The organism is Clostridium uliginosum (assembly GCF_900112485.1).
GTDB lineage: Bacteria > Bacillota > Clostridia > Clostridiales > Clostridiaceae > Clostridium > Clostridium uliginosum.
This window is the reverse complement of record NZ_FOMG01000003.1, coordinates 205,691-219,390: the sequence shown is the minus strand read 5'-3', so window position 1 is coordinate 219,390 and position 13,700 is coordinate 205,691. Positions and strand designations below refer to the sequence as shown.

General features: G+C 27.6%; 11 protein-coding genes and 1 pseudogene. All 12 read right to left on the bottom strand.

The genetic code is table 11. From position 1 onward, the window contains the following. Nucleotides 1–299: 299 nt before the first annotated feature. Nucleotides 300–1,010: a lytic transglycosylase domain-containing protein gene (locus tag BM027_RS03755; protein ID WP_090088911.1), complete on the bottom strand. Its 711-nt coding sequence runs from the start codon at nt 1,008–1,010 to the stop codon at nt 300–302. 304 nt (nt 1,011–1,314) lie between these two features. Further along, entirely contained in the window at nt 1,315–3,342 is a 2,028-nt protein-coding gene (locus tag BM027_RS03750) for a triple tyrosine motif-containing protein (protein WP_090088947.1), read from the bottom strand. A 154-nt stretch (nt 3,343–3,496) separates the two neighbouring features. Continuing rightward, complete coding sequence (locus BM027_RS03745) at nt 3,497–3,952, bottom strand: YaiI/YqxD family protein (protein ID WP_090088902.1); 456 nt, start codon at nt 3,950–3,952, stop codon at nt 3,497–3,499. A 3-nt stretch (nt 3,953–3,955) separates the two neighbouring features. Continuing rightward, the gene (locus BM027_RS03740; protein ID WP_090088900.1) at nt 3,956–5,305 is read right to left on the bottom strand and encodes a glucose-6-phosphate isomerase; all 1,350 of its coding nucleotides are present in this window, start codon (nt 5,303–5,305) and stop codon (nt 3,956–3,958) included. 411 nt (nt 5,306–5,716) lie between these two features. Next, nucleotides 5,717–6,538, bottom strand: coding sequence for an SDR family oxidoreductase (locus BM027_RS03735; protein WP_090088899.1), 822 nt, complete (start codon nt 6,536–6,538; stop codon nt 5,717–5,719). A gap of 226 nt (nt 6,539–6,764) precedes the next feature. Next, complete coding sequence (locus BM027_RS03730; protein ID WP_090088897.1) at nt 6,765–7,130, bottom strand: PTS glucitol/sorbitol transporter subunit IIA; 366 nt, start codon at nt 7,128–7,130, stop codon at nt 6,765–6,767. Nucleotides 7,131–7,180: 50 nt separating this feature from the next. Continuing rightward, nucleotides 7,181–8,156, bottom strand: a pseudogene (srlE, locus tag BM027_RS18845) (PTS glucitol/sorbitol transporter subunit IIB). A 49-nt stretch (nt 8,157–8,205) separates the two neighbouring features. Next, a complete protein-coding gene (srlA, locus tag BM027_RS03715; protein ID WP_090088890.1) occupies nt 8,206–8,766 on the bottom strand; it encodes a PTS glucitol/sorbitol transporter subunit IIC in 561 nt (186 codons plus the stop codon). 32 nt (nt 8,767–8,798) lie between these two features. After that, complete coding sequence (locus tag BM027_RS03710; RefSeq protein ID WP_090088888.1) at nt 8,799–9,215, bottom strand: transcriptional regulator GutM; 417 nt, start codon at nt 9,213–9,215, stop codon at nt 8,799–8,801. A 3-nt stretch (nt 9,216–9,218) separates the two neighbouring features. After that, nucleotides 9,219–11,183 carry a BglG family transcription antiterminator gene (locus BM027_RS03705; protein ID WP_090088886.1) on the bottom strand — a complete coding sequence of 655 codons (1,965 nt, stop codon included), beginning with the start codon at nt 11,181–11,183 and terminating at the stop codon, nt 9,219–9,221. A gap of 471 nt (nt 11,184–11,654) precedes the next feature. Beyond that, nucleotides 11,655–11,966: a hypothetical protein gene (locus BM027_RS03700; RefSeq protein WP_090088885.1), complete on the bottom strand. Its 312-nt coding sequence runs from the start codon at nt 11,964–11,966 to the stop codon at nt 11,655–11,657. Between the two features lie 195 nt (nt 11,967–12,161). Continuing rightward, nucleotides 12,162–13,694 carry a glutamine-hydrolyzing GMP synthase gene (gene guaA, locus BM027_RS03695; RefSeq protein ID WP_090088882.1) on the bottom strand — a complete coding sequence of 511 codons (1,533 nt, stop codon included), beginning with the start codon at nt 13,692–13,694 and terminating at the stop codon, nt 12,162–12,164. Nucleotides 13,695–13,700: the final 6 nt, after the last annotated feature.

The window sequence follows — 13,700 nt, the reverse complement described above, 5'->3', positions numbered from 1 at the left end:
TCATATGCCTTACTTAATATTTATATCTCTTTATTATTTGGCTATGTTTTAACAGAGTGTTGATATTGTTATATAATAGCAAACTGACATTGAAATTTATATAACAACATCAACACGGTTTTAAAACATAGCGTATTATTTAATTATAATATAGTATAAATTAAAAAAGTATAAAATGTATCTAACATTTTATACCTCTTAAATTTATATTTGTCAAGAATCTCTATCCTAATTTAATAGTTAAGAAAAATAACAAAATAGTACTTTTATATTAAGCTTATTATTTTATTATAAAAATCTTATATACCATTTTTATAATATGACATTACTTTAGGAACGTAATCTTGAGTTTCCTTTGGCATCTTATATAAATTTTCTGCTGAAGAAACTCCTCTTTTCTGCATTGTTCCTGGTCCAGCATTATAAGCCATAAGTGCCATCGCTATATCACCATTATATTTATCTATATATCCTTTTAATTGTTTTACTCCGCCTTGAACGTTTTGCTCTATATCATAAGCATCATTAACTCCATCTTCTTTACAATTTTCAGGCATCAATTGCATAAGTCCCATAGCACCTGCACCTGATGTAACAGTAGGATTAAAATCTGACTCCTGCTTAATGATTCCTAAAATCAAATTGGAATTTACACCATATCTTTTTGATGCTTCGTCTACTGCAGAATATATTTTTTTCATTGTATCATCATTAGTTTGTGAAGCTAAACTTGATATAGACGTATTGTTAATTGAATTTGAATTGTCATTTAAAATCATTTGCATATAATCTAATCTTTGACCTGGTGTAGTTTGTGTATTTTGTAAACTTTGCATTCCTTGTAACTTTTCGTTACCTTCAGATGTTTTCTTGGAATTGTCCATTAAAGCTTTCATCACTAATGCAAATTGTAACCCATCCTCACTATTGTTATCATCTGAATAACTTTTATTCGATTCTAATGCTAAAAGTTGATCTTTTGACATTGTACTTAAACTATCTATTCCCATAATGTTCCTCCATTTTTTTTATCTTATGCATTTAAAATAGTACTACTGAATAATTAACAATGTATATTTCTTAATCAGCTCTAACTTAGAGTATAGAGCTTATTTTAAATGCTTCATAAAACATCTCCAATAAATAACTGTCCGTCTTCTTGTCTTTTTTGTACTATACTGCTTCAGAAAAAGTGATTAATAACAGCAATATTAACTAGCTTCTCTTCCTTATCTAGTTAAAAAATCCTAAGAATCTTTGACTAGTTATTTATTTTTCAATATCTAATTAATTTTCGTATTATTTTATGAAAGCTTAATCTACTACTTTAAAAATAATTTCATCATAATCTTCATAACTTACTTTTTTATAATAACTTTTTGCTAATGCTAATATTTTATATTTACCTCTTACAAATGGTATAAAACTATAATATTGCTTTTTGCTGTAGGACTGTACTTTCCTCCAGTTACCATTCTCCATTAAATAAAATTCGTAACAAACATCTTTTCCGCCAGAATTTTTTACCTCAAATGTTACTTCTTCATTTATTTTCCCTTCAGGCTTATTTATTATTATTTTAGTATTTATAACCGGAGAAGCTTCACTTATATATAAATTCAGTTCTTTTTTAGAATCATATTCTTCTGTACATTTAACATTTTTTGCATAAACTTCTATTTTATATTTTCCTGATATCTTAGGAATAAATCTTAATTTCTTATTCTTTAAAAACTCTGTTTCTTCTACTGTATGACCATTAATTTTTGTTACATATTTCACTAAAACACTTTTAGTATTTTGAATAATAGATTCAAATTCTATACTATCTCCAACCACATAATTTTCTTTACAAGGTAAAATTATATAATCTATTTCTCCTGGCAAATACTCTCTTACCTTTAAATATACAAAAGTATGTGCATCATAAGATTTATCCGAATATCTATCTTTAACATTAATTTCTATTTCATAATCGCCTTTTTCCTCTGGAATAAAATTAACCCAATTAGCTTTACTATATACTGCATTTTCAACTTTCTTCTTATCTTTATATACTATAAATGAATAATTAAGTCTTGTCCCACCTTCTGCGGTTACCATTATGTTAACTTGTTCTCCAATTATAATAGTTCTTTCTTTATCAACTACTACATCTAATATTTTTACAGGTTTATCTCCCTTTTTTTCTATATTAAAATCAATTTTTTCAAAGCATTCATATTCCCCTTGATAAGATGCATCTTTAACAAATACTGTTACTTCATAATTTCCAGCTTCATTTGTATTCCATAAATATTCATCATTTCTAATAAATCCACTATCTTCTTCATGTGAACCTTTAACTTTATATCTATATACTAAATTACTGCCACCTTCTGCTACTATTTTAAATTTTATATCCGTACCAACAACTTGAGGTGAATTTAAATCTGCTGAAAATCCTTTAATTTTAATATCTTTATAGGATTTAACCTTATACAATATAACTGCCCTATCATCATATTCTTTATCAGAAAATATATCCTTTACAAAACATAAAATTTTATATTCTCCTGATTTTTCCTCTTTGTAAGTAACATTTTCCTTAGTAGAATAATCCTGTATACAAGTAGCTTTACCTTCTTTAGATATCTTATAAAATTTATATAAAATAGTTCTATTAGTTGGTCCCTCTGTTTCTACGTAAAATCTTAAATCCTCTCCGATAATCAAGTTATTATTTGTACACTTAAAATTTGTTATTTCTAATTTTTCAATATCACTAACATTTATTTTTATAGTTATATAATCATCAAAATTTTCATTCGAATTTGGTTTTTTACACTCTATTAAAAATTCCTTTTCTCCAGCATTATTTGCTGTATATAACAATGTATTGTCCTTAGTATAGTCTATAATAGGATCCCACCCCTGATATCCCTTTACATAGAATCTATAAAGAAGATCCTCTTCTGTTGCTTTTACCTTTATTGAACATTTGTCACCTATCATTAAATCATTCTTATCAACTGATACATTCTCTATAAATTTTATTGGATTTTTATTACTTATCAAATAATTTTCTTTAGCTAGATAATCAAAAGACTTTTTCCCATTCTTTTCTCTTGCTTGTACCATAATTATATATTCCCCTTCACTTTTTGGCTTCCAAAGGCACTTATTGTCATCAGAAAAATCTTGTATAGTATTCCATATACCATTTGAACCAATAATAAATTTATATTCTATATCAGCTGTTTTTTTATTTATTTCGCTTAAAATACTTATTTCTGTTCCTTTATTTTGCGGTTTTTCCTTGTCAAATATAATATCCACATCTTTCAACTGAAGTTCTTGCATCATACCTAAAGCCCCTCTCATTATATATTCTCTAATTACATTATACATTTATACCAAATATTGTAAATAACTTCAGTTGATTTTTATTTAAATTATATCATAATTATATAATCTAACTCATAAAATGGTTAAAAAAAATAGAGGTATTTTTTAATTATCCTCTATCTATATTTAGGTTAACTTCATCAATTAATCTTATTAAATTTTTCTCTAATCTTAAATTATCCTCTTCTGTCCTTTTTTTGGGATTCGAGGTTTTTCCTCCACCTCTTCTAATTTTTTGTGATATATGCCTTTCTTCTAGTAGTCTATCAATATTTTTTTCATCATATATAAAACCTTTTGGACTTATCACCTTTGCTTTTTTGGATAAACATATTGCAGCTACTCCATAATCCTGAGATATAATTATATCTCCTGCTTTAGTTGCATTCATTACATACATATCTACACTTTGAAATCCACTGTCTACAATTTTAATTTCTGAATAGTCACTTTGAAGAAAATGATGAATATCACAATAAATTATTACTGAAAGTTTATTTTGTTTAGCTATACTTTCAATTATGGAGATGCCTGGACAGGCATCTCCATCAATTATAATTTTCATTTATTATAGTCTCTTCTCTAATTCACCTTTAATATCTTCATATCCAGGTTTTCCAAGAAGCGCAAACATATTTTTCTTATATGCTTCTACTCCTGGTTGATCAAATGGATTTATTCCTAATAAATATCCACTAATTCCACAAGCTTTTTCAAAGAAATAAACCATATGTCCAAAATAGTATGGTGAAAGTTCTGGTACATTTACTACCATGTTAGGTACTCCACCATCATTATGCGCTAACAAAGTTCCTTGGAATGCTTTGTTATTTACAAAGTCCATAGTCTTTCCTGCTAAGAAGTTTAATCCATCTAAATCTCCTTCACTGAAATCTATAGTAATTTCTTTTCTAGCTTTTTCAACATTAACAACTGTTTCAAAAAGATTTCTTCTACCATCTTGAATATATTGTCCCATAGAATGAAGATCAGTACTAAAATCAACTGCTGCTGGGAATAATCCTTTATTATCTTTTCCTTCAGATTCTCCGTATAATTGTTTCCACCATTCATTAAAGTAATGAAGTGATGGTTCATAATTAACTAATACTTCAATTGCTTTTCCTTTATTGTATAAAATGTTTCTAGTTGCTGCATATTTATAACAATCATTTTCTTTAAGTGATGGATTTGAATATGCTTCTCTTGCATCAGCAGCACCTTGCATCATTTCGTCTATATCTATACCAGCTGCAGCTATTGGTAACAATCCAACTGGTGTTAATACTGTGAATCTTCCACCAACATCATCAGGAATTGTGAAAGTTTCATATCCCTCAGTATCTGCTAAACTCTTTAAAGCTCCTCTTGCCTTATCAGTTGTTGCATATATTCTCTTTCTAGCTTCGTCTACGCCATATTTCTTTTCTAAATATGCCTTAAATACTCTAAATGCAATTGCAGGTTCTGTAGTAGTACCTGATTTTGAAATTACATTTACACTAACATCTTTTCCTTCAATAACTTCTAAAAGCTCTGCCATATATGTTGAACTTATATTATTGCCTGCATAGAATACTTTTGGTGTTTTTCTTTTGTCATTATCTAAAATGTTATGAAAATTACTTGTTAACATTTCTACTGCTGCTCTAGCTCCAAGATAAGATCCACCTATTCCTATAACTATTAAGACATCTGAATCTGATTTGATTTTTTCTGCCGCCTTTTTAATTCTTGCGAATTCCTCTTTATCATAATCTACTGGAAGGTCGATCCATCCTAAGAAATCTTTTCCTTGACCTGTTTTATTATGAAGTCTATCATGTGAATCCTTTACCATTCCCTCCATATAATCCAGTTCATATTCTTTTATAAATGCTTCTGTTTTACTTAAATCTAATGTTAATCCTCTTTTCATGACTACTACCTCCATATATTAATTACGTAAATTTGCAACTATAATTATATCATATTTTTATTTCTTTTTATTAAACATTTATATCATTATTTTAAATTTGTAGCTTTACACTAATATTATGTACTTATTTTGTAATAAAAGGTAGATATTAATACAAAAGTATCTACCTTTTATTACAAAATAAACCCATATTCTTGCTTTATTATAAAACTATACTCTTTTTTATCTCCTAAATTTTTAACATCTAAATATATATTATTTTTTCTTCCTAACTTCAGTTATATTCATACATTACAAATTCATTTAATTTATTTTAGATATACTTAAGAGTCCCTATTAATATAGGAACTCTTAAGTATATCTAAACATTATGTTAGGCACATTCAAATCATATTCGTTATCTTATTTATGTTATCCTCTTGTTTTTCCACCTGCAATATTATAAGTAACTCCATGAATATAACTTGCTCTTTCAGATCCTAAGTAACAAACTAAGTCAGCTACTTCTGCTAATTTTCCTGATCTTCCAAGTGGTGTAGTTGAAGTTTTACTATATCCAGCTCTTAAATCATCAACAGTAATTCCACGAGTATAAGCTAACGCTGTTTCATATTCTATAGTTCTTAATCCTGTTGCTTCTAATATTCCTGGTGCTACTCCTATAACTCTAACTCCTTGTTTTCCTAATTCTTTTGACCAAGATCTTGTAAAAGAGTTAACTGCATTTTTAGTAGCGGCATAAATACTTTGTCCTTCTGATCCTTCAAGTCCACTTTCTGATGACATGTTTATTATTACGCCTGATCCTTCTTTAACCATTTCTCTTCCTACTTCTTGAGTGCAAAAGAATACACCTTTTATATTAACATTTACTATTTTATCAAAAACTTTTTCATCTAATTCATATTTTCCATTTGCATCTTTTGGATCTACTAATAATCTAGGAATATTTATTCCAGCATTATTTACTAAAATATCTATTTTGCCAAAGTTTTCTTTTGCCTTTGAAACCATTTCTTTAACACTACTAATACTTGTTACATCTGTATTAACATATAACATCTTTCCGCAATTATCTTGTAGACACATTTCAGGTTGATTTGGATTCATATCACATACAACTACGTTAGCTCCATTATTTAAAAACTCTTGTGCAACTGACTTTCCTATTCCTGATGCACCACCTGTAACTATTGCTGTTTTTCCTTCTAAATTTAACCATGACTTTGTCATTTTTTATACCTCCCTAAATAAATCCAATCTGTTAAGTTATATAAACATCACTATTATCAATCTAAGTAAATACACCACTTTTCAAACAAGTGAGTAATTCTATAAAATACTAAGCTGTTTTTATGTCAGTTTAACAGATTGTATAGTGTTTTTAGTCAATTGACTAATTAACTAAAAACACTTATAATCATCTTAATTATTATTTTTTAAAATTATTTTTTTAAAATTATTTTCTAATTATTTTTATAATTGTACCAACGCCAATTGGTGCAATTTCTTTTTTTTCTAAATATAAAGTTCCGGCTACTTTAGCTTCTTCTTCTCCTAGAAAATTATAGGTTATATGTCCTAAATCTTTTAAGTTTTGGTTTACTAATTCACCTACTGCTTTCACTTCATAAGTAACATCATCTATACAAAGTATATCTTTAGCTTTAATTTCTTCTACTAAATTATTTTCACTGTGAATAAAACAATAATCTATTAATTCTTGAGGTGCATTTTGCTTAAAAGTTATAAACATATTTGCTTCAAAAAATTCTTTAGCTTTTGTACCGATATTTTCTATTCTAGTGCTATAAATCGTATTCATAAAACTGTCCCCTTTTACTTAAATTGTCTCTTTTTTAGCTTAATTTTATATTATTTAGCATATAATCCAAAACTAACAAACCAAGCTACTACAACTGTTGGTGCACCTGTTAAAAATCTTGAATATAAAACTGATGGAACTCCTACTTGTACAGTGTCTGGTTCTGCTTCTGCAAGTCCTAATCCAACTGGGATAAAATCTGCTGCTGCTTGTGCATTTATAGCAAATAGTGCAGGTAAAGCTAAGTGTGGTGGTATATTTCCTTTACCAATTTCAGTACCTATTAATACTCCAACTATTTGAGCTATAACAGCACCAGGTCCTAAGAATGGTGAAAGTAATGGGAAAGAACATATAAGTGATAATACAACTAAGCCTCCAACATTTCCAATTAACGGTGTAAGTAGATTGGCAATCCAAGCACCAATTCCTGATTCATTTATAATACCTATCATTACAGCAACGAATGCCATGAATGGTAATATTGTATGAATTACTGTATCAATAGTATCTCTTCCTGCTTGGAATAATGTACTACTAACATTTCCTATTGCTATACCTATTTTTCCTACAAGCCCTCCGGTTTGTTGACTAATCTTTTTACTTGTATCGTAACTCATTAGTTTACCTCCTTATTATAATAAATAATTCTTATTCTGTTATTTCTACAACATCTTTAGGTTTTACTGCAGAAACATATATGTCTTCTTTTATAAACATTGCTAAAGGTCCACTTCTACCTGTTTTCATAATATTTACTGTTGGAATTTTCTTTTGAGGGTAAATTCCACATCTTAATGTTCCTCCGCAGTTAATTATTACGCAAGCAATTTCGTCATCTCTAACTCCATGTGTAAATCCATCGATTAATTCACATCCTGTTAATTCTGCTATTCTCACTGCTGTTTCTGGTTGTGCTCCTCCAGTGATATATACAACTTTGTTCTTCTTTTCTGTAGGTTCTATCAATAATGGGCCACCCCATCCGCCTGATCCTTTATTAATCTTAACTTTATTGTATCCCATAACTGTCAACTCCTTAATTAATTATTTTTATGTACTTTAATTCTCTTAATTATCCTAATTTTACTTCAGTATTTAATTTAATTCCTTGTTGCTTTTCTACATATGAAGTTGTAAAATCTGTTATCCATCCTCTAAAGAAATTTGTAATCATACCTACAAATAAATATCTAATAGCTAAGTCTGTAGTAGAAAAACCTAATGTTGTAATACCTGATGCTATTCCTAAGAATACAAACAATTCACCTGGATTAATGTGTGGAAATAATCCATTCATTGTGTGACAAGTGAAACTTGCTGCTGAATAATAACTTGGTTTATATTTTTCTGGCATAAACTTTCCTAATGATAATGTCATTGGATTAGCAAATACGAATGTACCTATAACTGGTAGTAGCAAATATCTTGTTATTGGATTTTTTGCACATTTCATTGCTAAACTTTCTACCTTTTCGTCTCCGATAAATTTTATGATTGCGTTCATTGTTACAAGCAATGCAATTAATAATGGCACTATACCTGTTACAAAACCTACGAATTGATTACCACCTGCTCTAAATAGATTCATAAACGAATCTGCACCTTTAGCTAATAATTCTAACATGTGTGTCATTAAAAAGACCTCCTTATTTTATATTAAAGATATTAAACAACCACTTCTAGATTTTCTTTTTGTTTATTCACCTCCTCAATCTTAAAAGTATTATAATTTTTTACGGCATCTAAGATTGCCTTTTTAAGTGGTTTATTAAATTCTTTTAAATCGTTTTCCTTTAGTTGTCCTATGTACTTATCTTCTAATCCATTAAAATTTTTAACTCTTGCAGTAACTGTTACTCCCTGCATCTTTCTTGATTCTACAATTAATCCATCGTCTTTAATTCTAATTAATACTATAGTTCCTGAGCTAAGTCTTCCTTTTTTTCTACCTATTGCTACTTTTCCTAATCTCCTAAGCTCTATATAATTTTTATTAAAATCTTTAATTTGTAGTAGTCCAAAGATAAAATTAAGTATCCAAACAGTAATTCCTATTAATATTAAAAATGTAACTGAATCCATAAATTATCTCCTCCCTAAAACTTTTTCAAATTCTTCATATTGTTTAGTTTTAATTAGTTTTTGCACTACTTTTTTATTACTTGATAAATCTATTATTTCTTGATATGTTTTAACAATCATCTCTTGACTATACTTACTTTCTGATGGAATTACCATTAGTATTATTAATCCAACTTCTTTACCATCAACTACAATTAATTCATTTAATATTCCATATGCAACTATTACATTATTTACTTTTTCATCTACAGCATGTGGTAAAGCTATATATCCTCCAAATGCTGTTGTAGATTTTTTTTCTCTATCTATAACTCTATTTTTAAAAGCTTTTGATACAATATTTTCTTCTATTAAACTATCTAGCATACGCTCCAAATTTTTCATAAAACTAGTTTCTTTCAAATAAAATACCAATTGCTCATCTAACATGCTGTTTAAAATATATTGTTCTGTGTTGTTTATGTACTTATTTTCTTTATTTAAAAATACTTGACTTTCAATTTCTCCTTTTAACTGACTTTCATCGAAAATCGAAGTAATTTTTACTATTGGCACAGTTGTATGTATTTTTAGATCTACAGTAGTAAATATCATATTATAATTTTCAGCTATTTCTTCTGTTAAATCTAAATCTGAAAAAGATTTAAAATTAATATCTTCTCCAATTATTTTTTTTAATTTCATAATTAACAATTGTGCTGTTCCAAGTCCTGTACTGCAAACAACTGCAGCATTACTTATTTTAATGAAGTTGTTACTAGCTCTTTCTATATAAGTACCAAAATGCAATGCTAAGTATCCAATTTCATCTTCTACTACTTCAACCTTATATTTTTCTTCTATTACCATAGCTGCTATTTTTGCAACTTCATATGGTAACTTGTATTTTTCCTTTATTTCTTTTAACATAGGATTTTTATATTTAATATTTAACACAAGTCTATTTAGTGCATAATATAAATGATATTCTAATCCTTGAATTAATTTTTCATCCTCTTCTAAGCTTAAACCTGTAGATTCAAAAACTTTTTCAAAAATTTCTTTTCTTAAGGATGTTATATTTTCTCCAATTGTTAAATTTCTTAATACTTCATGATATAAAGGTGCATTTCTTCCTAGTAAAGGCATTACAATGAATATTATTTCTAAATCATCTATTATTATACCTTTTACCTTTTCAATTATACTTTTTATAATTTTTCCAATATAATATTCTTCAGATTCCATAATTATTTTGTATTGTTGCTGAAGCGAACTTATTTTATTGTTATTTTTAATTCTTAATAACATAACAGTTATATATCTAATCAAGTTATTTATTAAATCTTCAGTAATACTAAATCTATTATTTTTAAGCTTTTCTATTATTTCATCTTGAAGTTTAATTATATTTTCCTTATCAATAACATTATGACTTTCTAATAAAATTATTGCATCATTATATGTTGTACATATATGTTCAAGTATAATTAACCTTAAATTAATTTCATCTCCTTCAATTTTTATTCCTGAGTTTGTTTTTCGTTTTAACACTAATCCATACTCATCTAATTTCTTATCTACCTTCTTTAGATCTTTAACTAAAGTTGTTCTTCCTACATTCATTTCTTCTGCCAAATCATCTATTGTCACAATTTCATTAAGCCCTACTAACCTATTGATTAAATAATCAATTCTTTCTTCCGGGTTATTTAATTGAGAAAATTTTTGTTTTTGTCTTCTATTTGAATCTAGTATTTCTTTGAATTTTTCTTTATTTTTTACATTAAGCTTATACTCAGAATTATTAGTTCGTACTATTTCAACTATATTGCTAGGTATCTCTTCTTGCAATTGTTTAATATAAGTTCTAATACTTCTAGTACTAACCCCTAACTCGTCCGAAAAATCTTCTAAAACAACTCCTTTATTGTTATTTAACATTTCAAGTATAATGAATAGTCTTCTTTCTAATGATCTTGTAACCATTTTCAGTTCCTCTTTTCATCCTACAACCATATCTTAATACAATTGCATTGTTTATTTAATGTATCCTTTTTCATAACGTGTTTGAAAAAACATGTACTAATTTATGAAAACGCTTAATATCACTGTTGTTCATAAATTAAATTTAACTAATACAATCAAAAAAAATTATTAGTTCTTTACTTAAAGATAATATATTTCAACATATTTTTCAAATTTATTTTTGGATTTTATAATCTTATAGTTACAATATCTCGTATATTTTTACTTATTTGTCTTAAAATGTAATATTTTAGAATGTTGTCTTATCTATATTAACAAAATATATTATCATTATTTTATAATTACTATTTTCTGTTTCATCATAATACAAATTCTTCAACTTCACACTTTAGGTATCTTCAAAAAAGCTAAAAAAATTAAAAAGAAGGATCTTATAATTACAGATCCTTCTTTTTATATTCTATTATTAATTTATCTACAGCAATTGCATTTTCTGCAACAGCATTTACATTTCCTGCAACAGCATTTATTTCTTTTATTTATAAAATCTAAAACTTCTTGCTTTGCTTTTTCATATCCCTTTTCATATCCCTTTTTACATCCATCACAAAATCCTTTTTCATATCCCTTTTTATATCCTTTTTCATATTCTTTTTTACAATTAGGCTTGTTACCTTGTTCTCCACAGTTACATTCAAAAGAAGCTAATTCATCATCATCACAAATATCTTCAGTATTATACATTAATTCCTCTTCATTTTCATTGTAATAAATATCCTTCATCTTTTTCTCTCCTTTTGTTAAAAAGTTTTTATATTATATAGTATGATAATACTTAACTATTGGTTATTAAAATAATTATAATCAATAAAAAAGATAGCTATAATACATCAACTTTTGCTGATATATTATAACTATCTTTTAGTCGTTTTTTATTTACTTATCTTTAAATAACTTAGTTGTAATATGATATTAATTTTATTCCCACTCAATAGTTGCTGGTGGTTTAGATGTTATATCATAAACAATTCTGTTTACTCCATTAACTTCGTTTACTATTCTTCTACTTACTAAATCTAATAGTTCATATGGAATCCTTGCCCATTCTGAAGTCATTGCATCATTTGAAGTAACTGCTCTTAAAGCAATTGTATGGCAGTATGTTCTTTCATCACCCATAACCCCAACTGATCTTATGTTTGGTAAACAAGCAAAGTATTGCCATATAGTTTCATCAAGGTTTGCATTTGCAACTTCTTCTCTAAATATTGAATCAGCTTCTCTTACTATTTCAAGCTTTTCTTCAGTGATTTCACCTAATACTCTTATAGCAAGACCTGGTCCTGGAAATGGTTGTCTCCAAACTAATTTATGAGGAATTCCAAGTTCTTCTCCCACTGCTCTAACTTCATCTTTAAATAATTCTCTTAATGGTTCTATTAGTGAGAATTCCATATCTTCCGGAAGTCCACCAACATTATGATGTGATTTTATTGTAGCAGAAGTCTTAGTTCCACTTTCTACAACATCTGGATAAATTGTTCCTTGAACAAGGTAATCAATTTCCCCTAATTTATTAGCTTCTTCTTCAAATACTCTTATAAATTCTTCACCTATGATTTTTCTCTTCGTTTCAGGATCTGATACTCCAGCAAGTTTTCCAAGGAATCTATCAGCAACATTAACTCTCTTAATGTTCATGTCAAATTCTTTCTTGAATACTCTTTCAACAGTATCTCCTTCATCTTTTCTAAGCAAACCATGATCAACAAATATACAAGTTAAATTATGACCAATAGCTTTATGTACAATCATAGCTGCAACTGATGAATCAACTCCACCAGATAAAGCACATAATACTTTTTTATCTCCAACTAATTCTTTAATTTCTTTTATCTTATCTTGTGCAAAAGAAGCCATAGTCCAACTATTTTTTAATCCACAAATATTATGTACAAAATTTTGTAACATTTTTTGTCCAAATTCAGTATGTTCAACTTCTGGATGGAATTGAACTCCATAAAGTTTTTGTTCTTCATTTTCCATAGCTGCAATAGGACAAACTTCTGTACGTGCTGTTACTTTAAATCCTTTTGGTGTTTCTTGTATAGAATCAGTATGACTCATCAAAGCAATTCCATCAGTTTCAATTCCATCAAATAATTTAGATGACTTATCTAAAGTTATATTCGTCTTACCATATTCTCTTACTGGTGCTGTTGCAACTTTTCCACCTAGCACGTGCGCTATCAATTGATCTCCATAGCATATTCCAAGTATAGGTACTCCTAAATCAAATATTTCTTTATCTATAGTTGGAGAATCTTCTCCATAAACGCTATTTTGTCCTCCAGTAAATATTATTCCTTTAGGATTTTTATTCTTTATTTGTTCAATAGTATAATCATATGGAATTATCTCACAGTATACTCCACATTCTCTTACTCTTCTTGCTATTAATTGATTATATTGTCCACCGAAATCAACAACCAAAACTAATTCTCTCTTCATGCTTTC

Coding starts and splice junctions, on each gene's coding strand:
- BM027_RS03745 (WP_090088902.1), bottom strand. CDS start 3,952: ATGAAAATTATAATTGATGGAGATGCCTGTCCAGGCATCTCCATAATT.
- BM027_RS03700 (WP_090088885.1), bottom strand. CDS start 11,966: ATGAAGGATATTTATTACAATGAAAATGAAGAGGAATTAATGTATAAT.
- BM027_RS03710 (WP_090088888.1), bottom strand. CDS start 9,215: ATGGATTCAGTTACATTTTTAATATTAATAGGAATTACTGTTTGGATA.
- BM027_RS03730 (WP_090088897.1), bottom strand. CDS start 7,130: ATGAATACGATTTATAGCACTAGAATAGAAAATATCGGTACAAAAGCT.
- BM027_RS03705 (WP_090088886.1), bottom strand. CDS start 11,183: ATGGTTACAAGATCATTAGAAAGAAGACTATTCATTATACTTGAAATG.
- BM027_RS03740 (WP_090088900.1), bottom strand. CDS start 5,305: ATGAAAAGAGGATTAACATTAGATTTAAGTAAAACAGAAGCATTTATA.
- guaA (WP_090088882.1), bottom strand. CDS start 13,694: ATGAAGAGAGAATTAGTTTTGGTTGTTGATTTCGGTGGACAATATAAT.
- srlA (WP_090088890.1), bottom strand. CDS start 8,766: ATGACACACATGTTAGAATTATTAGCTAAAGGTGCAGATTCGTTTATG.
- BM027_RS03735 (WP_090088899.1), bottom strand. CDS start 6,538: ATGACAAAGTCATGGTTAAATTTAGAAGGAAAAACAGCAATAGTTACA.
- BM027_RS03750 (WP_090088947.1), bottom strand. CDS start 3,342: ATGCAAGAACTTCAGTTGAAAGATGTGGATATTATATTTGACAAGGAA.
- BM027_RS03755 (WP_090088911.1), bottom strand. CDS start 1,010: ATGGGAATAGATAGTTTAAGTACAATGTCAAAAGATCAACTTTTAGCA.